General features: G+C 37.8%; 24 protein-coding genes, 1 pseudogene and 1 riboswitch. Of the genes and pseudogenes, 5 read left to right on the top strand and 20 right to left on the bottom strand.

The genetic code is table 11. From position 1 onward, the window contains the following. Positions 1-24: 24 nt before the first annotated feature. Genes menB through NST93_RS01315 form a run of 4 tightly spaced genes read right to left on the bottom strand, consistent with a single transcriptional unit; the run spans position 25 to position 4834 of the window. Positions 25-843 (bottom strand): 1,4-dihydroxy-2-naphthoyl-CoA synthase, encoded by an 819-nt coding sequence (menB, locus tag NST93_RS01330; protein WP_405100465.1) that lies wholly within the window; start codon positions 841-843, stop codon positions 25-27. A gap of 43 nt (positions 844-886) precedes the next feature. Next, entirely contained in the window at positions 887-1690 is an 804-nt protein-coding gene (gene menH, locus NST93_RS01325; protein ID WP_405100463.1) for a 2-succinyl-6-hydroxy-2,4-cyclohexadiene-1-carboxylate synthase, read from the bottom strand. A 10-nt stretch (positions 1691-1700) separates the two neighbouring features. Then, the gene (menD, locus tag NST93_RS01320; protein ID WP_405100461.1) at positions 1701-3440 is read right to left on the bottom strand and encodes a 2-succinyl-5-enolpyruvyl-6-hydroxy-3-cyclohexene-1-carboxylic-acid synthase; all 1740 of its coding nucleotides are present in this window, start codon (positions 3438-3440) and stop codon (positions 1701-1703) included. Then, entirely contained in the window at positions 3437-4834 is a 1398-nt protein-coding gene (locus NST93_RS01315) for an isochorismate synthase MenF (RefSeq protein WP_405100459.1), read from the bottom strand. Before NST93_RS01315 ends, menD begins: the two co-directional genes overlap by 4 nt. Before the next feature lie 222 nt (positions 4835-5056). Here NST93_RS01315 and NST93_RS01310 point away from each other — a divergent pair, with 222 nt between their 5' ends. Further along, the gene (locus NST93_RS01310; RefSeq protein ID WP_405100457.1) at positions 5057-5992 is read left to right on the top strand and encodes a 1,4-dihydroxy-2-naphthoate polyprenyltransferase; all 936 of its coding nucleotides are present in this window, start codon (positions 5057-5059) and stop codon (positions 5990-5992) included. Between the two features lie 105 nt (positions 5993-6097). Then, positions 6098-6472, top strand: coding sequence for a hypothetical protein (locus NST93_RS01305; protein ID WP_405100454.1), 375 nt, complete (start codon positions 6098-6100; stop codon positions 6470-6472). A 53-nt stretch (positions 6473-6525) separates the two neighbouring features. On the opposite strand, the gene NST93_RS01300 is transcribed toward NST93_RS01305, so the two are convergent. The 3 genes from NST93_RS01300 to NST93_RS01290 form a co-directional block, all read right to left on the bottom strand. Beyond that, positions 6526-7113, bottom strand: a complete 588-nt coding sequence (locus NST93_RS01300) for an ECF transporter S component (protein WP_405100452.1) — start codon at positions 7111-7113, stop codon at positions 6526-6528. Between the two features lie 192 nt (positions 7114-7305). After that, positions 7306-7442: riboswitch (FMN riboswitch) on the bottom strand. Positions 7443-7810: 368 nt separating this feature from the next. Then, positions 7811-12034, bottom strand: a complete 4224-nt coding sequence (locus NST93_RS01295; RefSeq protein WP_405103721.1) for a S8 family serine peptidase — start codon at positions 12032-12034, stop codon at positions 7811-7813. A gap of 582 nt (positions 12035-12616) precedes the next feature. After that, positions 12617-13675 carry a M20/M25/M40 family metallo-hydrolase gene (locus NST93_RS01290; protein ID WP_405100451.1) on the bottom strand — a complete coding sequence of 353 codons (1059 nt, stop codon included), beginning with the start codon at positions 13673-13675 and terminating at the stop codon, positions 12617-12619. A gap of 129 nt (positions 13676-13804) precedes the next feature. Here NST93_RS01290 and NST93_RS01285 point away from each other — a divergent pair, with 129 nt between their 5' ends. Continuing rightward, positions 13805-14365, top strand: coding sequence for a thioredoxin family protein (locus NST93_RS01285; protein WP_405100449.1), 561 nt, complete (start codon positions 13805-13807; stop codon positions 14363-14365). 143 nt (positions 14366-14508) lie between these two features. Continuing rightward, positions 14509-14880, top strand: a complete 372-nt coding sequence (gene yugI / locus NST93_RS01280) for a S1 domain-containing post-transcriptional regulator GSP13 (protein WP_405100447.1) — start codon at positions 14509-14511, stop codon at positions 14878-14880. Between the two features lie 192 nt (positions 14881-15072). On the opposite strand, the gene NST93_RS01275 is transcribed toward yugI, so the two are convergent. From NST93_RS01275 to NST93_RS01260, 4 genes are all read right to left on the bottom strand, one after another. Then, positions 15073-15450 carry a hypothetical protein gene (locus tag NST93_RS01275; RefSeq protein ID WP_405100445.1) on the bottom strand — a complete coding sequence of 126 codons (378 nt, stop codon included), beginning with the start codon at positions 15448-15450 and terminating at the stop codon, positions 15073-15075. Positions 15451-15520: 70 nt separating this feature from the next. After that, positions 15521-15862, bottom strand: coding sequence for a hypothetical protein (locus NST93_RS01270; protein ID WP_405100443.1), 342 nt, complete (start codon positions 15860-15862; stop codon positions 15521-15523). A 22-nt stretch (positions 15863-15884) separates the two neighbouring features. After that, a complete protein-coding gene (locus NST93_RS01265; RefSeq protein ID WP_405100441.1) occupies positions 15885-16340 on the bottom strand; it encodes an 8-oxo-dGTP diphosphatase in 456 nt (151 codons plus the stop codon). Positions 16341-16701: 361 nt separating this feature from the next. Then, the gene (locus tag NST93_RS01260; RefSeq protein WP_405100439.1) at positions 16702-17130 is read right to left on the bottom strand and encodes a hypothetical protein; all 429 of its coding nucleotides are present in this window, start codon (positions 17128-17130) and stop codon (positions 16702-16704) included. A 510-nt stretch (positions 17131-17640) separates the two neighbouring features. Between NST93_RS01260 and NST93_RS01255 the strand changes: the two genes are divergently transcribed. After that, positions 17641-18987 carry a glucose-6-phosphate isomerase gene (locus NST93_RS01255; RefSeq protein WP_405100437.1) on the top strand — a complete coding sequence of 449 codons (1347 nt, stop codon included), beginning with the start codon at positions 17641-17643 and terminating at the stop codon, positions 18985-18987. Between the two features lie 286 nt (positions 18988-19273). Here NST93_RS01255 and NST93_RS01250 read toward each other — a convergent pair whose 3' ends face one another. The 9 genes and pseudogenes from NST93_RS01250 to NST93_RS01210 all read right to left on the bottom strand — a co-directional run bounded on the left by NST93_RS01250 (position 19274) and on the right by NST93_RS01210 (position 24830). Further along, positions 19274-19789, bottom strand: coding sequence for a kinase (locus tag NST93_RS01250; protein WP_405100435.1), 516 nt, complete (start codon positions 19787-19789; stop codon positions 19274-19276). Positions 19790-20133: 344 nt separating this feature from the next. Next, positions 20134-20481 carry a DUF6176 family protein gene (locus NST93_RS01245; RefSeq protein WP_405100433.1) on the bottom strand — a complete coding sequence of 116 codons (348 nt, stop codon included), beginning with the start codon at positions 20479-20481 and terminating at the stop codon, positions 20134-20136. Between the two features lie 12 nt (positions 20482-20493). Next, positions 20494-20622: pseudogene (locus NST93_RS01240) on the bottom strand (DUF2087 domain-containing protein); the annotation flags it as partial. Positions 20623-20680: 58 nt separating this feature from the next. Then, positions 20681-21151, bottom strand: a complete 471-nt coding sequence (locus NST93_RS01235; RefSeq protein WP_405100431.1) for a TIM barrel protein — start codon at positions 21149-21151, stop codon at positions 20681-20683. Further along, positions 21148-21504 carry a hypothetical protein gene (locus NST93_RS01230; RefSeq protein ID WP_405100429.1) on the bottom strand — a complete coding sequence of 119 codons (357 nt, stop codon included), beginning with the start codon at positions 21502-21504 and terminating at the stop codon, positions 21148-21150. The genes NST93_RS01235 and NST93_RS01230 overlap by 4 nt, the downstream gene beginning before the upstream one ends. A gap of 319 nt (positions 21505-21823) precedes the next feature. Then, on the bottom strand, positions 21824-22882 hold the full coding sequence (locus NST93_RS01225; protein WP_405100427.1) for an NAD(P)H-dependent flavin oxidoreductase: 1059 nt from the start codon (positions 22880-22882) through the stop codon (positions 21824-21826). Between the two features lie 172 nt (positions 22883-23054). After that, positions 23055-23996 carry a phosphotransferase enzyme family protein gene (locus NST93_RS01220; RefSeq protein WP_405103719.1) on the bottom strand — a complete coding sequence of 314 codons (942 nt, stop codon included), beginning with the start codon at positions 23994-23996 and terminating at the stop codon, positions 23055-23057. 65 nt (positions 23997-24061) lie between these two features. Continuing rightward, positions 24062-24391 (bottom strand): HIT family protein, encoded by a 330-nt coding sequence (locus NST93_RS01215; protein WP_405100426.1) that lies wholly within the window; start codon positions 24389-24391, stop codon positions 24062-24064. A gap of 256 nt (positions 24392-24647) precedes the next feature. Next, positions 24648-24830: a hypothetical protein gene (locus NST93_RS01210; RefSeq protein WP_405100424.1), complete on the bottom strand. Its 183-nt coding sequence runs from the start codon at positions 24828-24830 to the stop codon at positions 24648-24650. Between the last annotated feature and the right edge of the window lie 77 nt (positions 24831-24907).

Here is a 24907-nt window from a genome sequence, read left to right as displayed (position 1 = left end):
TGCAAAGGTTTTTGTTTGTCTTTCTTAAGGGAAACGCGGGAACTTTTTAAAATCCGGTTTTCTTTTTTCTTTAAATGCATCGCGTCCTTCTTGAGCTTCAGCAGTTGTATAGTAGAGTAATGTTGCATCTCCACCCAATTGCTGCAAGCCAGCCAGTCCATCTGTATCTGCATTGAACGAAGCTTTTAGGAAACGAAGTGCTGTCGGTGATTTTTCTAAAATTTCCTCACACCATTGGATTGTTTCTTCTTCTAACTGTTCATATGGTACAACCTTGTTAACCATGCCCATTTCATACGCTTCATCCGCGCTATATTGACGGCATAAATACCAAATTTCACGCGCGCGCTTGTGACCTACTAAACGAGCCAAGTAGCCAGCACCATAGCCAGCATCAAAGCTGCCAACCTTAGGACCAGTTTGTCCGAAAATTGCGTTGTCTGCTGCGATTGTTAAGTCACAAACAACATGCAGTACATGTCCGCCACCAATTGCATAACCAGAAACCATAGCGATAACTGGTTTAGGGATTGTACGAATTAAACGTTGTAAATCAAGAACGTTTAGACGAGGGATATTGTCATTGCCAACATAACCGCCATTTCCTCTAACCGATTGGTCTCCACCAGAACAGAATGCTTTTTCTCCAGCTCCTGTCAATACAATAACACCAATCGATGAATCATCACGTGCATCAGAGAATGCCTCAATCATTTCTTTCACAGTAAGTGGTGTAAAAGCGTTGCGCTTTTCAGGACGATTGATGGTTACTTTTGCAATTCCATTATATTTTTCATAAATAATTTCTTCATATTTTTTTGCTTCAACCCATTGTACAGCCAAATCATTTCCTCCTTATCAATAAAACAATCATACATTAATATTCTCATGATGTATAAGATTTTGCAAACGCTACTAGCAGCTCATTAAAAATTTGTGGTTTCTCCACATGAATCGCATGTCCTGCACCTTGGCAAACCTCAAGCACTGCATTCGGAAGTCTTTGCAACATACTTTCATTAAGCTTAACAAACTTTGTATCCAAACTGCCTGCAAGTAATAATACTGGAAAATGGAGTTCGTTTAACTTATCCCAATTTGATGCTTGTGCTCCAGTTCCCATACCGCGAAGCGAGCTCGCCAGCCCCTCTGCTGTATGTAATAATCGCTCTTTGCGAATTTCTTCCTGTTTATCAAGCGGCAGCTTTTTTTGTGAAGAAAACAATGCAATATTTTCCCAATAATCTATAAAGGCTTCAACACCCTCTTCCTCAATCCTTTCAGCGAGCAGTTGGTCATGTTCTGCACGTGCTTTGCGTTCCGATTCAACCTGCAGTCCGGGTGATGCACTTTCTAAAAGAAGACCTTGAATTGTTTCAGGATACTTTATTGCATAAGATAGTGCGGTCCTTCCTCCCATGGAATACCCAGCAAGGAAAAATTTCTTTAAGCCAAGTTCCTGAAATAATTGGTGTAAATCTGTACAGCAGGCATTCATCGTTTTTGCAATTCCCTTTGTTCTTCCATGTCCAGGTAAATCAATTGTTATAAACTTAACATCAAAAAGGTCCTGTCCGGTCAAGGTCTGCCAGGTTGCGCTGCTGCCTGTAAAACCGTGGAAAAGTACGACAGGTATACCTTCACCATGTATTTCATACCAGTAATCCATGTTTTCAACTGAATAGTACAAAATATCATTCCTAATCTTGTATTAACTCATCAGCAATCGCTTGCCATTTCGCTCGATGCCAAACCACGTTTTCTTCACGGTCTGTTTTCACTTCAACAATCGAGAGTCCTTTATTCCTATAAGTTTCTTTTAATACCATTTCTAATTCATTCTCTGTTTTTGGTTCAAAATATGCTGCTTCATAAAGTTGTGCTGCCAAAGAGAAATCAAGATCGATAGGGGTGCCAAACAATGCTTCGAAATGCTTTTTATCATCCGATTGTGACAGGAATGAAAAAATGCCGCCACCGTTATTATTAATAAGCAATATCGTGATATTCAGCTTATAATGCTTCGCAGCAAGCAGTCCATTCAGGTCATGGAAAAATGACAGGTCACCAAGCACTAAAGTTATATGCGCTCCACTTGCTGCAGCACCAGCAGCACTAGAGACCATGCCATCTATTCCGTTTGCACCCCTGTTACCAAGAATGACTATTTCTTTCTGATTGGCAAAGAAGAACGTGTCAACGTCACGGATTGCCATACTGTTTCCCACATAAACTGTATGCTGTTCTGGAGCAGCATTGACGAGCGAACGAATAGCTTCACCTTCCGTAATCCGTTCTTCTGAACCACTAGCAAGGTGTTTTCGCGCTACCTCATTCATGCCTTGCCAGTCAGACAGCCATTCTTGAGAAAATGTAATATCTTGAGCTTCGATAAGTGCCTCACAAAAAGCAACTGGGTCGGCAAATATAAAGTCCGTAATATTTCCTGCAGGTTCCCGGTAACCGCTGTAATTCTCAACAATGAACTGGGATACATCTTTATTTTCCTTAATGAAAAAGAGATATGGCTTGGATACAGGCATGGCGCCAAACCGAATAATGAAGTCTGGTTTAAATTGTTTTCTTATTGTTTCATTTTTTAAAAATGCATCATACGTTTCAATTATATTTACTTTGCTATGCGCCCCCGCTCGCACCTGTGACAGCGGATCTGCAAGAACTGGTAATTGCCATTTCTCGGCAAGTGCTGCAATAGCTTGTGGAAAGGCAATATCATCGGACTGAGGTCCACAAACGATTAACCCCTTTTCCTTGCCAGCCAGCCGGCGCAGGAAATCTTCTATTTGTACGGAAGTTAATGTTTTACGTCCATCTAATGACGGCGTATATATTTTATCCTGGAAATCAGGGTGCTCCCAAATACCTTCCAGCGAAAAATCAAGCATTAATGGTTCGCGGAAAGGAATATTCATATGGACCGGCCCAGGGTTTCCCTCTCCAGCCATATAAACTGCGCGGGCAGCTTTATTTCGTACATAACCAAGCATTTCAAGGGACGCTTCTGGAATAGCCATTTCCTGAAACCATTTAACATAATCACCATATAGATGAACTTGTTCAATGGCCTGCGGCGCACCAACATCGCGCAATTCATGGGGACGGTCTGCAGTGAGTACAACAAGCGGAACGCGACTATAATGTGCTTCTACAATAGCAGGATAATAGTTGGCTGCTGCCGTACCTGAAGTACAGACTAATACAACTGGATTTTTCGTTTGTTTTGCAACTCCTAATGCAAAAAACGCAGCTGATCGTTCATCAACCAGCACCCATTCTTTTACGCCTGGGTGTTCACTAAAAGCTAATGCCAGTGGTGTAGAGCGTGACCCTGGTGAAATCACTACATGTTTGATGCCATTCTTAATTAATTCATCAACAAAGTTGGCAGTGTATCTAGTTAAAATTTCTGTATGATTCATTCAGAATGGCCTCCTAGCACATTTCGCATTGGCAATAATTTAATTTTCGTCTCTTCATATTCCATTTCAGGCTCAGAATCGGCTACAACGCCACAGCCTGCAAAAAGTGATGCCTCATCGCCCTGAATGAGACCCGAACGAATAGCAACAGCAAACTCCCCGTTGTTATTACTGTCAACCCAGCCAATAGGTGCACCATACCAGCCGCGATCTAAAAGCTCATGCTCTCTGATAAAAGCAAGTGACTCTTTTGTAGGCGTGCCGCCAAGAGCTGGTGTTGGGTGCAATTCTTCAACCACATTAAAAATAGTATAATCTCCCATTAACTGGCCAGTAACTGGTGTATATAAATGCTGGAGATTTTCCAATCTAAGCAGCACAGGCTCTTTTGGTATTTCAACATGCTTACATGATTTAAGCAGTGCTTTCTTAATCATCTTGACAACAAATTCATGCTCTTGACGATTTTTTTCATCTGTAAGAAGCTGTTTTCCAATTTTCCGGTCCTCTTCAGCTGTTTGCCCCCGCGGTGCGGTACCAGCAAGGCAAGTTGACAATAAGTTGCTTTTCTCTACTTTCACAAGTCGTTCCGGTGTAGCTCCTATAAAACAATCTCCATCACTTTCAAAAGCAAAGATATAGCTGGTTTGCTGTGTTTTGATTAAGTTTTTGATTACAGAGGCGATATTTGCCTGTTGATCAAAATGCAGCCGAATTTCACGAGCAAGTACAATTTTTTCTGCTTTTCCTTCGGTAATTTCTTCAGTTGCCTGTCGAACAGATTGCTTCCATGTAACTGGATCAATTTCGATTTCCTTTTCAATTTGTAAATCTTGACCAGAGAAAGCCTCACCATTTAAAAACGATTTTCCAGCCGCCTCCAGATGATCCGCTAATTCTTCTGCATCATCTGTTTTTGACGCAAGAACATTGATTGTCAAGTAATGCGTTTCCTTATATTCAGTAAACATCAACTCAGGAATATAGAATTGACTCTGCTGGAATTTCTTCCATAAAGCAGTTGTCTCTTCCAGTGGGTCAAATGACATTCCTCCGAAGGCAACAATTCCTGTACCTGGTATAGACTCGTACGGATTATCAATCGTTGCCTTTTTCAGCAATGCCTTCCATTGTTCTTCTGTATGTGCAAAGCGATCTTCATTGGCTTCTAATACGTGGAGCTTTCCAACCCCCGTAAATGTTAAATTCCGATCGGCACTTGTCCAATAAAAACGATCCTTATGCAGCGTTTCAGCCCCCTCAAAAATCTGAAGGGGGTTATTTTTATCAATTTGCTTTGTTATGCTAATCAATTTGAATTTCTCATTTGGATTTATACTATCTATCGCCTGCTTTAAGCGTGCTTCAAGCATTTCCATATTTATATCAATCATCTGTTAAACCTCCGATAATAAAACCACTAACAAAAAACGTCCATATACATTTTATGCTCTTTTCTTCACTTTCTCAAGGAAAGGGCTGTTTTTTTGACAATTTATTATATAACAAATAAAAGAAAGCAAATTCCAGACACCACATAAGGAAAATAAAAGAAATTGACACTTTGGATATATTTTCTTAAAATTGATAGGATAGATGAATCAGGGGGAAAAATAATGCATACTGCTAAAAATACAAATATTAGAGAGGCCTTGAATGAAAGGCCGGGATTTGACGTTTGGTGGCGTTTAATGCGGCCTCATACACTTACCGCATCTTTTATACCCGTATTTGTTGGTACAATGCTCGCTTATCAGGATGGCAAAATTAATTGGCTTCTATTTATTGCCATGCTTGTCGCATCCATGTTAATCCAAGCAGCAACGAATATGTTTAATGAGTATTATGACTTTGTACTTGGCTTAGATACAGACGAATCGGTAGGTATCGGCGGAACAATTATCCGTGATGGCGTAAAACCAAAGACAATTCGTAATCTTGCCTTCTTATTCTATGGGATCTCTCTTCTGCTGGGAATTTACATTTGCATCGCATCCAGCTGGTGGATTGCTGTCGTTGGTTTAATTTGTATGGCAATCGGTTATTTATATACTGGAGGACCAGTCCCAATATCTTACACACCATTTGGGGAACTTTTCTCTGGCGTATTAATGGGTACGGTCATTATCGGAATTACGTACTTCATTCAGACTGCAACAGTTACTGCAGAGGTCATTTGGGTTTCTGTCCCATTAACGATTTTCATTGGCAGCTTGAATTTAGCGAATAACATTCGTGATCGTGACGGCGATAAAGTTGGCGGCAGGAAAACAATTGCTGTTCTGATTGGCAGAGAAAAGGCAATTACATTACTTGCTAGCTTATTCATACTTGCCTATGCATGGACACTGGGATTAATTTTATTTGGTTTGTTGCCAGTTTGGACATTTCTTACATTCTTAAGTGTGCCAAAAGCGATTTCCGTTATTAAAAACTTCCGCGGAAAAACAGAACCAATTGAAATGATGCCCGCTATGAAGGCAACAGGCAAGACAAATACATTTTATGGCTTTTTATTAGGCATTGCCCTCGTCATTAATATGTTTTTGTAAAAGTAAGCAGAAAAGCAGATGGTGTAAGTCAAAAATATAATATCCATTTGGGTAGTAAACACTTGATTCAATTCAAGAATAGGTCCTTAAAAAGGAGCGATTATGATGAATACTTACCTATCTGATGATAAACTCAACTATTTCCGTGAAAAGCTGGATAAAATGAAAACAGAAACGGAAAAGATGATTCATTCAAATAATAATGAATCACCCAATGATGCAATTCAAGAATTATCGGATTATGGCAACCATCCAGCAGACTTAGGGACAGAGCAATTTGAACAGGAACGAGATGCCGGTCTGGAAAATGCTCATCGAAATCAACTGAGAGAAATCAAGGATGCATTAGAAAGAATTGAGAATAAGACATACGGAATCAGCGAACTTTCTCAAAAACCAATTCCCGAGGAAAGACTTGAAGCTATGCCAACTGCTAGAATGCTAGTTGATGAGGAAAGTCAAAGTGGAAATAATAATTAAATATAAGCATAAAAAGGGTTCCGATCTATCTAATGATCGAAACCCTTTTTGCTTTATATGAAATTAGCTTGCTTTTGTTCAATCCAACTGCGCATTTTTACAAACAATGGAACAAATAATAATCCAACTACACCCCCTTTAATAACATTAAAGGGCAAGACTCCAATCAGGATAGCTCCCCACGCAATCTGGTCGCCCATATCCCAGCCCATAAACCATGCATATGCTGGTAGAATAAAATAATAATTTAATACAGTCATACCAATTGCCATTACGATTGTTCCGGTAATTAACCCAGAGACAATGCTCTTCACACCTTTATGGAATCTATGATATATAAATGACACTGGCAAAACAAACATTACTCCCGCTAAGAAATTAGCTGCGACCCCAATCGGATCAGCCGCTCCTGTTACTACTAGATAGATCAAGTTCTTTATTAAAACTACGACAACACCTGCCATTGGTGAAAAAATCAGTCCGGCCATTAATGCTGGCACATCACTAAAATCGATTTTCAAATAAGGCGGCAGAAATGGTAATGGAAAATTCAAGAAAAATAATATAAGCGAGATTGTCCCTAAAAGTGCTAAAATAACTAATCTTACTAATTTAGATGATTGCTTACTCGTTTTTTGCATCATCTTTTCCTCCTTCATCTATTTTAATCGATTCTATCTCGTGATGAAGGAGCCTTGCCTGCATCCATCAATTACTCTGTCTCTTTTCAAGAATCTGCTAAAAGACAGAAAAACCCTAAAGTCTGCTAAGACTTCAGGGTTATAAATGCAAAGGTAAATATAGGTACAGAAAAAACGCACCTTAATTCGGCTTGACATCTTCTCCCATCCAGACTTTAACTGTCGGTCCTGGATTTTCACCAGATCAACCATAAAAAATATGGCTCGCGGACTTAAAGTAAAAACTTATTACCGCCGGTCGGGAATTGCACCCTGCCCCGAAGATTAGAATCGATTATTCAGTTACTAATCATAAGTATACGCTATTTTTCATTATTTGCAAGGTCTTTGTTTTGGAAGATTTTTCATCTTTTATAGCACTTATTTTACAAACTGAATATGTTAACTTCAACAAAGCAACTCAACTTCCATACAAGTAAAATGTAAATGCAGCTTATCATCATCATACTGATTTCCAAATAATCAAATAGGGTATCTCTCTTCATAGTCGATACAAACTGCCGTTAGCCTTAACTAGGATTGAGTATTCTTCTGATTCTTGCACCATCTCTTATTCCACCTTTGGAATGTGATGGGAATTCAGCAAAAAAAAGATGCGGAGAATTTTTCCCCCGCATCTTTTTCAGCGATTAGTCATTTATTCAGCATTAATGAATAGTTTTCCATCCGCTTGCTCTCTCGTTTCATTGCCGTAAGCATCAACGACTTTTACTTCGATAACAGCCCCTTCAGCTACAGCGTTGCTTGTTGCAGTCCAGTAGCCAACATAGTGGCCATCTTCTGTTTCCATCAACGGAAGCTCAGTTGCGTTCTGTGTTGTATTTGTCAGAGGCATATGGATAAAGTATGTTGCTTTTAATCCAGGCTCACTGTCAAATTCAAACTTCACGCTTTCTCCTGCATTGAGATTAACATCCTCTTCAGGTGTTAAATTCTCAATTTCCGGCGCTGTATAATCTGCATCAACAGTTACAGATTCAGCTGTTGAATTACCAGCTAAGTCGGTTGCAACTACTTCGATTTCATTTGCACCTTCATCAAGCAGGATACGCTTAGCGTAAGTTCCATCAGTTACGTCAGCACGTTCTCCATTAATTTCAACAAAATCCAGGTTTGCATCAGCAACAGTACCCTCTACAGTTACTGTTTCACGTTTTGATTTATCTCCATCTTTCGGATTATCAATCGTTAATTCTGGTGCTTCTGTGTCCAGAATAACTGATACTGGCTCAGATTCCATTACCTCAGCTCCATCTAAGATGGTAACAGCAACAAATTCGTTATCTCCCTCTGACAATTCAGCAGGTACAGCAAAGCTGCCATCGTCATTTACTTCAACTGTAGATACTTCTTCACCATTATTCAGTAATTTTACTGATGTTGTAGGTGAAGCTGTACCTTCGACAGATACTTCTGCTTCATTCGTAATTAATCCCTCAGCAGGGGAAGTTATTGTTGGTGATTCCACCTCGTAACTTACACGTGAACGGATCATATAGTTACCTTCAGCTGCCGGAGAAGGAGACCATGCACCGCCAACTAATTGATAACTGCGCTCTGCATTTGTACCGTTTTCATCTGTTGCTAATCCAGGTGCAGCAGTATTTACTGCTGTTTGAATATAAACCATATAGAAGTCGCCGCTAACTTGAATGCTATGCTCACTCAAATCAACCACTGTCCACTCATCCAGGCTGCGGGTTGCTTCTGCTTCGATTGGACCAGCTAATTTCTTACCTGGAGTTCCATCAGGTCCAGTTGCATCCCAAACTTCAACTGCAAACCCTGTTCCACCCGGTACAGGCCAATCCGAATCATGGAATTGGAAGACACCGTCTGTAACAATTCCAGTGTCACGTCCTTCTTCAAGAGACATTTTCACTGCCCAGCCATTACCAGCATCATAGAATGCACGAGCGTTTTCTGCTGTACCATCATCATAGCCGATTTCTCCGCCAGGTACTGTGTAGAAAGGCTCTAATTCAATGTTTATAGTTCCATCAGCAGTTAAGTCAATTTCTTGTTCTATCCCATGATAACCACGAGCCAAGACCTTCACTGTATAAACGCCTTCATAAGCTGTGATTGAAAAGTTACCATCTTCATCAGTAACTGATGGAACGACATTTGCGTCTTCAACAATTAATAATGTTGCATCAGCAACTGCTTCACCCGTTACTTCATTTGTAACCGTTCCTGAGACAGTATACTTATCTTGCTCATCTAATACAAAGTTTGCAGAACCCGTTCCATTTGCTTCGACCGTCACAGCTTGTTCAGCATTATGGTAGCCGTAAGCTTCAGCAACTGCTGTATATTCACCAGCTGCATGAAGCAGTGAATAGCTTCCAGTTGCTGGATCTGTTTTAACAGAACGTCCGCTCTCAAGGATGCTCACTGTTGCATCTAAAGGCAATGTTTGTGGTGCATTTTCACTTTTTTCAGCTTTATCTTTCTCTACAGAAAGTTCAGGTGTGATTTTCGAAGGATCTACTGGATCTTTTTTAGCAGCTTTTTTATCCTTTGCATCTGCTTTGTCGACACCTAGTTTTGCTCCATCTTTAACAGCACTGCTTGAAGCGCCATTCGATGTGTCTGATAGACTTACATCATCGATATACCAGCCATCTCTTCCAACGCTGCCGTCTGTTGTCAGGTTAAAGCCAATATACACACGTTCGCCGCTATAATCAGATAAATCAATTTCTGATTCTAACCAGCCATCGGAAACATTTGTAATACGATTAAGCTGTGTCCAATTTTCCATATCCGTAGAAATAAAAACATGTGCGAAATCCCAATTGTTTTCAAGATTATACCACTGACTATATTGTAAATAGGACTCACCTTCTGGTAAATCAACCGGTGGCATAACAAGAGTTGAGTTCTCGGAATTATTGTAAAGACCGTTTAGATTTGTTGCATATACATTCTCTCCTGAAACAGCTTCTTCAGGGCCAGAGGTCGGTATTCCACGCTCCCAAGAGCTGTTTGTACCGAATACGGACCAGCCAGCTGCTTCTGATTCAAAGTCTTGAGAATACCCAACTGTAATACCTGGTTCAACTTGAATGGAATAGGTATCTGTTGTAGTTTCATTACCACCAAAGTCTGTTATGACGAAGTGATAATCAAACGTACCCTCTTCTACATCTTCACCTGGGATCGTTACCACATATTCACCAGATTTAAAGTCTCCAGAAACTCTTTTTGCCTGAACACTTTTATCTCCATAAACAGCTTCAACTGAAACAACACTTACATTATCCGATGCAGTAATTGTTAAGTCCAGATCTGTTCCAGCATAAGTCACTTCTACTGGCTCATATTCAAAAGCAGGAGCTTCATCATCTTCCCCTTCTTTTGTTACAGAACCTTCAATCGTCCCCAGGCCAGTAACTAGAGAGGAAACTGCATCATGCGCATTAACAAGACCATGTCCATACCCCATATTCGGAGCTTCAGGGAATGTACCATCAGTTAGTGGATTAGCAGTTTGAATCAAGATTTCCTCTAGCTCGTCCACTGATAAGCTTGAGTCTGCTTGAATCATTAACGCAACTACTGCAGATACTGCAGGGCCAGCCATAGACGTGCCATTCCAACCGCCTTCATAGCCGCTTCCCGGGACAGCAGATCTAATATTTACCCCTGGAGCTGAAATATCAGGTTTGATATCCCCTTCATATGGAGAAGGTCCCTGTAATGAAAAGTTTGCTAGATTATCATTAATATCTGTCGCTCCTGTAGCAAATGACTCTGGGTAGTTTGCTGGTGTAGCAATTGAACCAGGACCACCAGGATTAAATAGAGTCGTATTACCAGCCGAGAATTCAGGGAAAATTTCCGCTGCACGCCAAGCAATAACAACATCACGATACCACTCATCAAGACCAGGTCCGCCGCCCCATGAGTTATTCACAACATCTGGCGCCATTGTGGCATCTCCTGCAGGCGCAAGAATCCACTCAGCAGCATCTAAAAGATCCGCATCTGAACCACCAGATGTAGTAAATGCACGAACAGATAGATACTTTGCCCCTGGAGCAACTCCAACTTGGTTCGAACCGTCTGGCTCCGCTCCAACCATTGTTCCAGTTACATGTGTACCATGCCCTTGGTCATCATACGGTGTATCTGCGTCAGCTGTTGCATCATACCAGCTATACGTATGATCTACTTCATCTGTCGCAGCATCATAACCGCGGTACTTTTCCTTTAACGCCGGGTGATCCCACTGTACACCAGTATCAATACTGGCTACAACGACACCAGATCCATCAAATCCCATATCCCATACTGCTGGAGCACCAACTCTGTCTACGTTCCATTCTACATTAGCAATATCAGATTTTGGTGTTTCAGCATCTTTTGATACTGTTGTATATAATTCACGAGTTTCATTAGGTAGTAGCTTCTCAACTTCAGTAAAGGTGGCAATCTTTTCAGCTACTTCTTTTTTCGCTGTAACTGCCATCCCATTCACAACGTGATAAGAATGAAAGTCTTTTACATTTCCATTCTCTTTTTCTTTGCTGAGATATTCCTTTACATCTTGCTGTGAAGTCAGGGAAGTTTCTTTTAACTCAGCAATAACTGCAGAACGCTGTGTATGTTCTACCTTTTGCTTCGTTAAACTGGCTTTTTCCGCTTTTTTTCTAGCTTCTTGCGCTACTTTTTCAACTTCAGCTTTTTCATTGAATTTAACTAAGAAAGTTACATACTCGTCATCTTTAAAGCTAGTTAACAGCCGCTCACTTACTTTTTGTTCAACAATTTCTGTCGAATCATTAAGTGATTGACTAATCTTCGCGTTCGGCTGGGCAAAAGCAGCTCCAGGCGCGATCAAAGAAATGGTCATTAAAACGGAAGCAGCAATACTAAACGCTTTGACTTTTCGCTTTTTCTTTAATCTCAAACCTAATTCCTCCCTTATTTTCTAACTAATTTTTTGCTGCTCAGCTAATCGACAATTCCCCTCAGAATTACAAAATTTTACCTCCTTCACAAAATAATATCGATAGCATGACCAGGCCCCTTCGTGTACGGTCTTAGTTGTTAAGCTAAGTATAAGCGATTGACCGCTTATTTTTTGTCGACTTTAGTCGAATTTAAACTGAATCTTCTAAATTAATCGATTAGTATTACTTTTTCTTGATTTTCTTCAAACTATTATTCCTGTCAAATACAGCTAATCTCTTTTTAAACATTGGTACATCACCATCTTTTAATTTAAAACCTTTCAACTATCCATCATTATTTTCTATAATGAAATGAAATTGATTATATTCGCCCATAATAAAATTAAAAAAAGACCTTTGTTTTCTATCAAAAAGAAAACAAGGTCTTTAGAACTAATTAATATTAGTGATATAATCCCGAACACAAGTCTCATTACTCACATTCCGTCCATGAGTAGGTCTATCTTCTAATTCCATTAAACTCAATTTTCTAAAGGATTTAAGCTTTCGTTTCCTGTCAGGTCTTCAATCATCTTAACAAGTAAAGTAATTTCTTCCTCAATATCCTCAAAGCTTGCCGTTTCTACAGGTGAGTGCATGTAACGAAGCGGAAGAGAAACAAGTGAAACAGGCACACCTTTGCCAGTCAGACGCATGCGATCTGCATCTGTTCCTGTCATGCGAGGCGTTAATTCATATTGTACTTTCATATTTAATTCCTTTGCAGCCTTTTCAAGCAGCTTGTTCATTTTTATGTTAATTGGCGCACCCTTTGCAAGTACTGGTCCACCTTCTAATGTAACATCACCATACTTATTTTTATTCACACCCGGGTAATCTGTCGCAAACGTAACGTCACAGGCTATCGCCATTGTTGGTTCCACGCCAGCAGCAGCGAAATAAGCACCACCCATATTTGTCTCTTCATTTACCGTACTTGCAGCATACACACCAACCTTCAAATCCTTCATAGACAAGCGTTTTAACACTTCAGCTACAATAAAGGAGCCTGTGCGGTTATCCAGCCCCCGTCCAGCCACATAACGGTCTTGCAGTATTTCAGGCTCTGTTTTATATACACAAAGATCACCAATTTGGATCATTTCTTCCGCTTCTTCTTTTGACTTATAGCCACAATCGATGAAAAGATCTTCTAGGGAAAAGTCATTCTTCAACCCGCCATGGTGCTGCGCGTTTACACCGATTACTCCAACTGTTTCACCGTTATATCCAAGTACTTTCACACGCATGCCTACCGCTGCTTTTGGGTTAATCCCTCCCATTTTATCGAAATGAAGAAAGCCGTTTTCATCAATTCGATTAATAACTAATGCAATTTCATCACTATGACCTGCGAGCAACACTTTAAATGGAGCGTCTGGATTTAGCACACCGATAGCATTCCCAGCATTATCTGTACGAATTTCATCTGCAAATTCCTTTACATAGCTAATCCACTTTTTCTGAATTTCCATCTCCATGCTTGATGGTGAAGGTGTATTTAAAAGCTCTAATAAAAACTCCCGATTAAAATTTGTCATTGATATCCTCCTTAAAAACCACTGATAATTTATTCTTTGTTTTATCTTACCAAAAAAAATGCATAAAGGTTTACTTCAACTTCTTCTATCATGTAATATTTTTAGTAATACAGTAAAGGGGTGCATGTCATGACTTTAAATGATTGGTTCGAAAAAGCATTTTCTCCAGATGTTTATATTGAAGGCATGGAAACAAATAAGGATGGATTACTCTCCATCTATGATAATTTTGAACTTCCCGAAGACAAGGCTTTTATTGAGCATTTGCAAAACCAAAACCTTCGTGCGATTGTTTTAACTGAAGATTGGTGTGGCGATGCTATGCTTAATGTACCTATTCTGCTCCGCATTGCGAAAGAGGCAAACATGGATGTTCGCATGCTTTTGCGCGATGAAAATCTCGAATTAATGGATCAATATTTAACAAATGGAAAGGCTCGATCAATCCCAATCTTTATTTTTATTGATGAAGATGGAAGAGAAGTTGGCAAATGGGGACCACGCGCTCAAGTAATCCAGGATTTTGTTGATGACTCCCGTGCAAAGCTTCCACCAAAAGATGCGCCAGATCATAAAGAAAAAGCACAGGAAATGTATATGTTTATGAACAAATCTTTTCGGGATCATCATGATTTTTGGATGGATGTTTATGAAAGTCTAAAAGCTGAATTAAGCAACACAAAGGAATGAATAAGCGGCGGATTCGTCGCTTTTTTCTTTTTAAAACACTGTATGTATCATGAATTTTATTTGTTTTTTGCTAGAATGCTATATTTATGATAAAATGTTACATTGTGTGAAAAGAATCGATAACAAATATAGGAGTGTTCAGCATGACGAACAAGTTTGAAAACGGCCAAATTATTGAAGGTAAAGTAACAGGTATTCAGCCTTATGGAGCTTTTGTTGCTCTAAACGAGGAAACACAGGGATTAGTTCATATATCAGAAGTCACAAATGGTTTCGTAAAAGATATTAATGATCATCTTAAAGTTGGCGATGAAATTAAAGTAAAAGTCCTTGACGTAAACGAAGAAAAAAACAAAGTATCTCTATCTATTCGCGCTACAGAAGAAGCACCAAAGAATAATGTAACAAGTAAACCGCGTCAAAACAAGAAGCAAACAGAAGAAGATGACGCTGTTGGCTTTAACACATTAAAAGACAAGCTTCAAGAATGGCTTGACCAATCTGAAAATCGCTAAATGATTAAAAGACGTTATCCTTTTTTGGATTAACGTCTTTTTTACATAAGCCGGGCAGTTACATCATAGGAGTGGCTATTATTATACTGTATACCTGTAATATGCCGGAGTTCCCACCCAAAAACATCTTCATTGCCATACTCTTCGATAACTTTCTTACCTGCTGATCAGAATAATAACCCTGTTAGAAGCCTAATTGTCTAATATTATTGTTTCTGTCTTATCATTCCATTCCACAGTAACTTCCACCTCAGAATCATCAGTTATCTTCGCATTGGTTGGATTTGCCTCATCACTAACCAAAATCTCCCCTTTCCCATTCAATTCATAATCACTTCCACCGAACCCGGTCGCATTAGTTTCAACATTAAAATTTACGTTATCAACAGTACTCGGATCACCTTTGAACAGTAATTTAAATTCCTGATTTTCATAACCATTACCATGCTGTATAACCTTTAATTCCGTTGACCAGTTTTCTGTCTCTCCAGTAAAAATAAAGGTCTCAGAACTGCAAGCAGAAAGAAATAGTAAGGTGAATACGAACAATACGAGCTGTTTGCGGAACATAGGTGAGCCTCCTTTACATTAATAGACTAAATAACGAAGTAAATCGTTTCATCGTTCAGCAGCTTAAGGTTTACATCATCCACATCGCCCAAACAAAAAGTGACCTAATGGAAATCAGCACACCAACGAGACCGCTTACAACCAAAAACCTATAGAAGGTTTCCTTTTTAACCTTTTTAGAGATGGAAAATAATATAGGTATGAGTATATACAGTCCAATACTAAGTAAGGTTATAACAGTTATTGCTGTACTTAATTCTATGAATGGAAACTGTTCATTTAAAAAATAAGATATGTCCTGGGCATATATACCGCAAATAGCAGCAATGATTAGACCAAGAAATCCGAAAATCATAATCATTCGCATTTTTTCATTTCTCTCCCTTAGTTTCCTTCGTTTCATCCGTCCCATAGACGCTTACTTCCAGTAATATTTAGAGCAAGCTCGCATGCAAATCTTCCTCTTCCGCGCTATAAAACAACTCACTGATGTCATCCGATTCAAACACCTCAAGCATCTTTTCAAAGTCATCCGCCAGATTATAAGTATGCAACTCCTCCCTATGCACCCAATAGACTTGCCCTTCTTGTGAAGACGCTAATTCTCCATGAAATTTATTTGTTTTATACAGCAAGACGACATATCGTTCACCTTCAATTGTCTGAAATTGTTTCACTCCGCACAGAACAGGTGAAGAAATTGTCAAACCTGTTTCTTCGTGTACTTCTCTTATCACAGAATTCGAAAATGATTCTGCTTTATCCACATGACCACCAGGAAATGTGATGCCTGGCCAATTCGGATTTAGCCGGTCCTGTACAAGGACTCTTCCGTTCTTATCATAAATCATACACATATTAGTAAATACTGCTTTTTCACTTCTCGCCATAATAAACATCCTTTTCTAATGAAATAATACGATAATTCCTTTCTCTGTCTAAAGACCTTTTCTTTGATAAGTTCCTATTTGAACTTCCGGCTATAATCCTGTTTACAAAGGATATAACTTTAAACTGCCTCTTCACTTAGTAAATACAGCCTTTAACATATATTACAACAACGTATTCTTCCAACTCAGTCTTATGAACTTCAGGATTCTCATAAAAGTCCGCTAAATAACCTGTTTTTTTGAAATTTCCAATCGCATCTTAACCATAGGATACTTTCCTAATGTCCTTCCCTGACCAGATCAAAAGTAATATCTTTTCCTTCATTCATGTATTTACTAAATGTCCAAGCATAGCAAAAACCTATAATGTTCTTTCAAGCCCATCTGATTTAATAATTATATTCATGCCAGACATACCCCCACCTTCCATCGAGTACTCAAGATTAGATGACTGGATGGTTGTATTTATTTCCACATAATTCTTTTGATGTTTTTGTAATTTTATCTTATATGGAGCATCATTATTTAATAATTTAATCATAGAATCATCTCTCTTACTATATAACCCAATAAATTCTACAAATAACTCAATATCATCACCACTATGATTCTCTAAAATCAGTTCACATTTGACCTGTAAATCAACTTCAAGATCATCCATTGTAAATTCGCATTTGCTATTTTCCTGTTCATAAGAAATTGCATACACACCTGTTGCAAAAGTTTTTTGGTATATATCAGCAAGAACTTGTGGTGTAATTGCCGCTAAAAACAGTGTTAATAAAAGCATCCTCCCTTTATACTTATTGAGTGACTTCACTAGTAAATAAAAGCTAATAAAAAGAAAAATCAATGCAATAATACCTACATAATTTAATCCAATCCAAGATTTTAAAGGTATACTAAAAATAAATGTATTATTCTGAGGGTAACCTTCGTAAATAAAGGGTGAACTGATTATCAGGTATATAAAAAAGAGGACTAGCGCAATATAAAATCGTTTTTTATTTTCAAAAATAGGATCGCTCCCTTTCAATATTTAATGTAAGCCAAGCTCTTATCGATTACACCTCCACAAAGATATACATCTATTATAAAACAGACATTCTTGCACAACAATTTTTTTCAAAATTAAATGAATAGAGTGATATATGTAAACAGGAATGAACCAGCTTACTCCCTAAGGAAATATCAGCTATTTTATAAATATTTTAAAAACACTAACAAGCTCTCCCTCTTGCTTTCAGCTTATAAATCACTTAAAGTTAAATTAAATACATATGTAAAAAGGAGAAAAAATATGACTCATGTTTCTTTAACCTACGATAAAGCACTAAAATTCTTTAGTGAAGCTGAACTAGAAAATGCTGCTCCTTTGGTAAATGCTGCCCACAACTTGCTCCATGAAAAATCAGGAGCTGGAAATGAATTTCTTGGCTGGCTAGATTTACCTGAAAACTATGATAAAGAAGAATATGCAAGAATTAAAGAAGCTGCTAAAAAAATCCGAAAGAACTCTGATATTTTACTAGTAATTGGAATTGGCGGCTCTTATCTTGGCGCACGTGCTGCATTGGAAATGCTGAACCATTCATTCCAAAATCTTTTATCAAAAGAAGACCGAAATGCTCCGCAAATTATTTTTGTCGGCCATCATTTAAGTTCGACTTATATGGCAGAACTATTCGACTTACTAAAAGGAAAAGACTTTTCGATAAATGTTATTTCCAAGAGTGGAACAACTACTGAACCTGCAGTTGCCTTCCGTATCTTTAAGAAATATTTAGAAGAGAAATATGGTGTTGAAGAAGCGAAAAATCGTATTTTTGCTACGACCGATAAGGCAAAGGGTGCCTTAAAATCTTCAGCAGACAAGGCTGGTTATGAAACATTTGTTATCCCTGATGATGTGGGTGGAAGATATTCCGTATTAACTGCTGTTGGACTCCTGCCAATTGCCGTAAGTGGTATTCAAATCGATGATATGATGGACGGAGCTAGACAAGCAATGGATGACCTTTCCACTTCCGACTTAAAAGAAAATGCTGCATATCAATACGCAGCAATCCGAAATATTTTATATAACAAAGGAAAAGTTACCGAACTTCTTATCAATTATGAACCAAGCCTCGAGTATTTCTCTGAATGGTGGAAGCAGCTATTCGGTGAAAGTGAAGGCAAAGACAATAAGGGAATCTATCCTTCATCTGCAAACTTTACAACAGACCTTCACTCACTTGGACAATATATTCAAGAAGGCAGAAGAAATATTTTCGAGACAGTGTTGCACGTTCATTCTGCTGAAAAAGAATTAACATTGGAGCGCTCTGATAATGATTCAGATGGTTTAAACTATCTTGCTGGAGAAACAATTCATGCAATCAATGAAAAAGCATTTCTTGGTACAATGCTTGCTCATACGGATGGCGATGTACCAAACTTAATCATTGAAATTCCAAGATTAGATGCTTATACATTTGGGTATCTTGTATACTTTTTCGAAAAGGCATGCGCAATCAGCGGCTACTTATTAGGTGTCAATCCATTTGACCAGCCAGGTGTTGAAGCATATAAGAAAAATATGTTTGCACTGCTGGGCAAACCAGGATTTGAAGACCAGAAGGAAGAATTGGAAAAAAGACTATAAATAGAAGTTTAAAATTAAAAGGAATCCATCTTAATGATAGCTTTCAGGATGGATTCCTTTTTACTTAGGCTGTATTGAATCTGAATCACCTGCCCTTTAAACTATTCTCTATTTTACTAAAGACAACTATCCCCACCAGGCCAGTAAAAATAAATATCCTGCAATTATAATTATCGCCCAGATAGCACCACCTTGCAATTGACCAACTAAATGTTCAAATTCATGCTTCCCTTCTGCATAAGCTTCAGCTTGCAGCCTTCTAACTTCTCATTCCGCGAAATGACTTTTAATCTATTTTGGAATCTATTAGTTGTACTTGATTTAATATTAGTTTTAACACGTCGCCCCGCGACATACCTTCAGTCAAAATTGTTTCTCCCTCAACACCAAGATAATCATTCGGATTCCACCAAGCGCGCAAGGAATCTTCACCAAACTCCATTTTTTTATCTCGGGAGTTATGTCGTTTTACCGTTTCTTCAAAAGATAGATAAAAATAATAAGTAAACACGCTGTTATCAAAAAACTGTATTAATTGATTCAGCATATTACCGTAGCGTTGTTTATAAAGAATACCCTCAACAATCACAAATTCACATTTATCTTTTCCATATGCTGCGATCTGACGGATTAAATCAACGGAAAGATTTCCTTCTCTATCCTTTACACGCAGCATATCACGCCGAACTACATCCTGAGAAACCAGCAGTGTACCATGCCCTAAATTATTTTGAAGGCTTTCTGCAGTTGTTGTTTTCCCGCTTCCAGAATTTCCTCGTATAATAATCAATTTGGATTTCATATGTACTGTCTCACCTTCTACTCTAGAATTTATTTTGACTTTCACTCCTATTACTAATTACCGTTGATAAATAATCCTTCTGACGGTTCCCAAGGATGTATGACATAATCACATTTTCTTTCCAATACCGTGGGATCATTCTTTCCTGCTTCGTCGGCTCTTTAAAGTTTATCTAGACTTTCACTGGTATAGTAAATCTCTGCCTGATTTTAATCAAATAATAACATAATAGCAGCCCATTTAAACGCAAATTTCAGAAATTAGCAATTAAAGAAAAAGACCATTTTTTTATGGTCTCTTATTACTTAGTTCTATTCCTTTGTCCGTCTAAATAGCTTTTACCTCTATGCATTCATAACTTTTCTTACTTTCTCAGGAATCATCACGACTTCTGTTCCCAAGTCAACAGGTCTGAAGCTTTCGTCGATGCATTCCTCCCAGAATTCCATGTGCTTTTTATCAATCCAATGCTCGGACTCTTCTACATCCTGACCACCTGAACCTTGAACAGAATACCAATATAAGTACTCATCTCCATTCAGAACTTCTCGGAATATCGTTTCAACATACATCTTCTCCCCTTCTAACGTGACAAGCACATCCTTCATATTATCGTTTAGGAATTTTAGCCACTCGTTAACAGCTTCAGACTTTCCAGCTTTCACTTTAAATCTTGTAAGTTCTACATTCATGATTATCCCGCCTTAATTTTTGTTCCAATATGCACTGCCGTCCCTGCTTCGATCCATGAAGCCATATTCAATTAAGTATCCTCGCAGTGTCACAAAGTCGTTGTATATTGTGTTTAGTACCTCTTTGCAGTTTATTTCCTTTTATGTCTATCTTATAATCTGAATATCCCATTTACAGGTTGAAAAACAACTTTTATTTTTAGCTCGTTTGTATTATTTCCTTTACCCATTCAATCCCCTCATTGACAAATGTATCTGTCGGATTTGTATGTGGTGTATGTTCGAAAATGAAAAAAATGTCTGCGCTCCTGGAGAGCTTGTTTATTAATTCCTTGACATTAAAATGTATTTCGTCCATTTCGTGTGACGGATGAACTGGTATCCAGGTGTATTTATCGCCTTGAAATTCCACATTATGTAGATGAACTACTTTAATATACTCTCTCCACTTTTCTATATAATCCGTGACTTTATCGCTCGTCGCGAGCAAATAATCTCCTATATCAATACAAAGTTTTATTCCATACTTTTCCCAAACTTCAATTGGAAAGGCATCAAGAGCATTAATCCCAAATCCAGATTTGTTAAACCCCAGTTTCGGTTCACAAACAATTGTTATTCCATACTCTTCCTGAAGAGCATATAATTTTTTAATTCCCTGTTCAATCATTTTTTTGTGTCTATTGCTTTTTCCTCTTTAAAATAAGGAAAGTGCATCAAAATATAAGCTGCCCCTAATTCAGACATATATTTTACTTCTGCTTCAAATTGCTCCCAAGCTTGTTCAGGATCAAATTGAACTTTTTCCAGCAAATCATATTTGCTTTCATTCCTATATAATGGGGAATGCAAACCAAATGATAAATTTGCTTCGTTTAATTGTTCTAAGAAATAATCAAAAGCTTTTTTACTTGGAAACTCGCCAATCTCGATATGATTTATATTTTCCTTATTAAATAATAGCGGAAATTTTTTAGGTTCTGATAAAATTATACTGCCGGATAGACCTATCGTGTGGGACATAATCTTGTCACTCCTCTCAACATTATTTATGCTTATCAAATTGTTGTCTAGATGCTTCTAAATCTAGTTTTAAGTAAATTAGCTGAGTCTGTATCTATCCCTTCTCTATATTCTAAGATATCATTCTCACATTCCAAGATTTCACAAACGATATATTAGTTAGAAATACGAATCGCCTTTGCTTTTCTGTTAAATCATTTTCTCCCTTTACATCCCGAGCATTCCTTAGTATTTTTTTAAGAACTGCGGCAGAAAAAAGTATCAATTAAATGAGTGCTATGTATGGATGCAATGCATTTTATGATGCCAGATATATAATTTATAAATTGAATTTATTACTAATCATTTTACATTCCCGGATAATTGTCTCTACTAAGGCAAGTGCCGAGATGTTTTTACTAAGACGCGGGGTTTGACCAGCCCATAACGACATATAATCTTTATTATTGTACTTAGCTGCTTCACTTCTTATTTTTTTAGTTAAACTATTTTGATAGGGGTAAGTCAGCAGATCATTTTCATGTTTTTTCAGAGTTGCCATGAATTTATTATTAACACCTCTTGCCGGCTTTCCAGAAAATGCCCGGGTAATACGCAGGTCTTCTTCCGTTGCGGTGAGCACAACTTCCTTATGTAATGGATTAGCTCCACTTTCTTTTGTTGTTAAGAATGCGGTACCCATCTGAACAGCGTGAGCACCTAAACATAAGGCAGCTACAACACCCCGCCCGTCCATTATTCCACCTGCTCCTATAACAGGAATCGGCACATGATCAACAGCTTGAGGAATGAGTGACATTAAGCCAACATAGCTTTCACTATTGAGGAAGGTACCACGATGTCCTCCCGCCTCACTCCCCTGCACAACAACAGCATCCATCCCTGATTTTTCCACTGCTTTCGCTTCTTTTACACTCGTAGCAGTGCCAATGATAAAAATTCCTTTATTTTTAAGTTTCTTAATCACTTCTTCATCTGGTATACCAAATGTGAAAGAACAAACCGGCACTTGCTCTTCGATAACTACCTCTATTTGTTTATCAAAATCATTCATCTCTTCAAATGAAGGTATTTCAAAATCAGCCAACTGTAAATCAGCCTTGCAAAAGTCTAATAATTGGATTGCACGTTTTACCTGATCCGATGATACTGTATTTTTTTCGGGAACAAATAAATTTATTCCGAACGGTTTATTTGTTAGCTTTTTTACTCTTTGAATAAATTTTCTCGTCTGCCCCGCTGACAGATAGCCTGCACCAATATTTCCCAATCCACCCGAATTAGAGACTGCAGCTACCAATTCAGGTGTTGTTATTCCTGCCATCGGAGCTTGAAGAATTGGATACTGAATTTTTAGGTCTTCAAGTAGATTATTCATTACTGCCTTATCTCCCTTATTTTATTGAAATCTTTATCTCAAAGAATTTCTTTTAAGATTCTTTTCACTAGTCGCATTTCTGCTCATACAAGAAATTTCTAATTAAAGCAGTTTGCTTTTCTATCATTATTGCAGATAGACCTTCATTTATATGAACCTATCATTTGCTGAATCAAAAAATAGAATGTTTTAGTTCAAGGCGAACCCTATAATGATTCATAATTCTAATCTGCTCCTCCGTCAGCTTTTCTTTGTTCCAGTACATATGCATCAAACTATATTCAAATACTTCTTTTAACTTAATAAAAAGAGGAAGCATATCTGCCATTTCCGCAGACAGTTCGTGTTCCTCCCTATACCCTTCAATAATTGCATTTGTAATTTCGCTTCCGTAGTCAACAATGCTTCCCCCGCCAGCAAAAGAATACTCCACAGCACTAAAGATTGGAACTGCTAAATCGAAAATATAAAAATGCTTCTCACAATCTTGAAAATCAACCATTGTTATATTTGAGTCTTTATCTACTAAAACATTTTCTAACCATAAATCACCATGCAGCAGTCCATAATTTGAATGATTTTTTGGTATTGCTTGTATTGTTGTTAAAACCTCTTTTGCAATTTCCCTAATCACCGACTCTTCCTCAGGTATGTACTTTAAAAAGTTATATTCCCCGTTATCATACCAATCATTGATATACCTAACTGAATGAACTCGCTCAAATTCCTTAGAAAAACGATGCAATCTTCCCGTTTGCCGCCCCAATTCTTTTATTACATCTGCTTTCCACTGATTTCTTGGCAGATGAATACCAGGTGCTGATTTATAAAGTACAGTTAAGACCTCGTTATTATTAAGAATCATTTTTTCTACTGACTTGCCATTTAATGAAGTTACTGTTGGCGATACACCCATACCTTTTTCAAATAAAAAATTCGTATAGTTAACTTCTTCCAACTGTTCAGCTAAGCTTTTATAGTTTGTCATTCTTGCAAAGTACTCACCTTCCTCAGCAATACAGCGAAACATTTCATTTGTTACTGATTCGACTTTTGTTAAATTAACTGGATATAATTCATTAAGTAGTTCAGGTATGTTCGGCGTCAAGGTTATTCCCCCTTTTTTCTATTTAAATTCCACTTTTATTAAAGTGCTTCCAAACGTATTTTATTAATTATTCATCTTAATTTTTCTCCAAAAACTATATGCCAATGAAGGTGCTTTGAATCCTGGTAATCCCCTAAGTTTGTAAGCACTCTACAAGCTCCATTTTCCTCTGTCACCTTATTTGCAGCCTTTTTGATTACCTCAAACAATTCCAGCAATAAATCATTTTCACTTTCTTCCAATGTAATTAATGAGGAAATATGTTTCTTTGGAATGGCAACAATATGAACGGGCCAGTATGGATTTGCATGATAATAGGCTAAGACATTTTCTGTCTCAAATACTTTTTTAACTTGGGTTTTTCCACTTAATACTTGATCACAATAAAAGTCATTCATCATGCTAAACCTCCCCTTAAATTCATAGCGGTAATCTATAAAATTATGGACAATCACTATTTACCCTAAAGGCAGAAAAAAGCTCCACCTGTAATACTTCTTAATAAAAATTTAGCTGAAATATTTATTCATTAAACTCTGCTAATAACCAGGTTTGTTCTTTCACGGCTGGCAAAAGATGTCTATATTTTAAAACCTCTTTTTTAAATAACTTTTATTAACTCTTTAAGTACATGTCAGAAATTAATTATCCAGTATTTTAAAATTTAGCTGGATATTTAACCTTAATGGACGATACTTCCCCACATTTTTTACAAAAAGTAAGTATTAATGGAGAACTTCCCATAATCTTATCAACCGGTGTTACTGAAGTAAAACCATTTCCCAGATTTCCTACCGCAAAGGAATCGTTTCCACACGATTCACATTTTTTAATTTGCATGTGACTCACTCCTTATTATAGTTTAAGTCTGTGGAGATTCTTCATCATTTGAAAAGATACCTTTTCTAAGCAGCAAA

The sequence above is a fragment of the Oceanobacillus sp. FSL H7-0719 genome, assembly GCF_045040795.1.
Taxonomy (GTDB): domain Bacteria; phylum Bacillota; class Bacilli; order Bacillales; family Amphibacillaceae; genus Oceanobacillus.
Note: the sequence above shows the minus strand (reverse complement) of the source record. Positions and strands in the feature narration are given on the sequence as shown.

Excerpts from the sequence above, each read along its gene's own strand:
- NST93_RS01255 (WP_405100437.1), top strand. The coding sequence starts at position 17,641 with ATGACTCATGTTTCTTTAACCTACGATAAAGCACTAAAATTCTTTAGT.
- NST93_RS01300 (WP_405100452.1), bottom strand. The coding sequence starts at position 7,113 with ATGCAAAAAACGAGTAAGCAATCATCTAAATTAGTAAGATTAGTTATT.
- NST93_RS01290 (WP_405100451.1), bottom strand. The coding sequence starts at position 13,675 with ATGACAAATTTTAATCGGGAGTTTTTATTAGAGCTTTTAAATACACCT.
- NST93_RS01270 (WP_405100443.1), bottom strand. The coding sequence starts at position 15,862 with ATGGGACGGATGAAACGAAGGAAACTAAGGGAGAGAAATGAAAAAATG.
- NST93_RS01295 (WP_405103721.1), bottom strand. The coding sequence starts at position 12,034 with ATGACCATTTCTTTGATCGCGCCTGGAGCTGCTTTTGCCCAGCCGAAC.
- NST93_RS01265 (WP_405100441.1), bottom strand. The coding sequence starts at position 16,340 with ATGGCGAGAAGTGAAAAAGCAGTATTTACTAATATGTGTATGATTTAT.
- NST93_RS01245 (WP_405100433.1), bottom strand. The coding sequence starts at position 20,481 with ATGAATGTAGAACTTACAAGATTTAAAGTGAAAGCTGGAAAGTCTGAA.
- NST93_RS01225 (WP_405100427.1), bottom strand. The coding sequence starts at position 22,882 with ATGAATAATCTACTTGAAGACCTAAAAATTCAGTATCCAATTCTTCAA.
- menD (WP_405100461.1), bottom strand. The coding sequence starts at position 3,440 with ATGAATCATACAGAAATTTTAACTAGATACACTGCCAACTTTGTTGAT.
- yugI (WP_405100447.1), top strand. The coding sequence starts at position 14,509 with ATGACGAACAAGTTTGAAAACGGCCAAATTATTGAAGGTAAAGTAACA.
- NST93_RS01285 (WP_405100449.1), top strand. The coding sequence starts at position 13,805 with ATGACTTTAAATGATTGGTTCGAAAAAGCATTTTCTCCAGATGTTTAT.
- NST93_RS01260 (WP_405100439.1), bottom strand. The coding sequence starts at position 17,130 with ATGCTTTTATTAACACTGTTTTTAGCGGCAATTACACCACAAGTTCTT.
- NST93_RS01315 (WP_405100459.1), bottom strand. The coding sequence starts at position 4,834 with ATGATTGATATAAATATGGAAATGCTTGAAGCACGCTTAAAGCAGGCG.
- NST93_RS01230 (WP_405100429.1), bottom strand. The coding sequence starts at position 21,504 with ATGTCCCACACGATAGGTCTATCCGGCAGTATAATTTTATCAGAACCT.
- NST93_RS01310 (WP_405100457.1), top strand. The coding sequence starts at position 5,057 with ATGCATACTGCTAAAAATACAAATATTAGAGAGGCCTTGAATGAAAGG.
- NST93_RS01215 (WP_405100426.1), bottom strand. The coding sequence starts at position 24,391 with ATGATGAATGACTTTTATTGTGATCAAGTATTAAGTGGAAAAACCCAA.
- NST93_RS01275 (WP_405100445.1), bottom strand. The coding sequence starts at position 15,450 with ATGTTCCGCAAACAGCTCGTATTGTTCGTATTCACCTTACTATTTCTT.
- NST93_RS01235 (WP_405100431.1), bottom strand. The coding sequence starts at position 21,151 with ATGATTGAACAGGGAATTAAAAAATTATATGCTCTTCAGGAAGAGTAT.
- NST93_RS01250 (WP_405100435.1), bottom strand. The coding sequence starts at position 19,789 with ATGAAATCCAAATTGATTATTATACGAGGAAATTCTGGAAGCGGGAAA.
- NST93_RS01305 (WP_405100454.1), top strand. The coding sequence starts at position 6,098 with ATGAATACTTACCTATCTGATGATAAACTCAACTATTTCCGTGAAAAG.
- NST93_RS01210 (WP_405100424.1), bottom strand. The coding sequence starts at position 24,830 with ATGCAAATTAAAAAATGTGAATCGTGTGGAAACGATTCCTTTGCGGTA.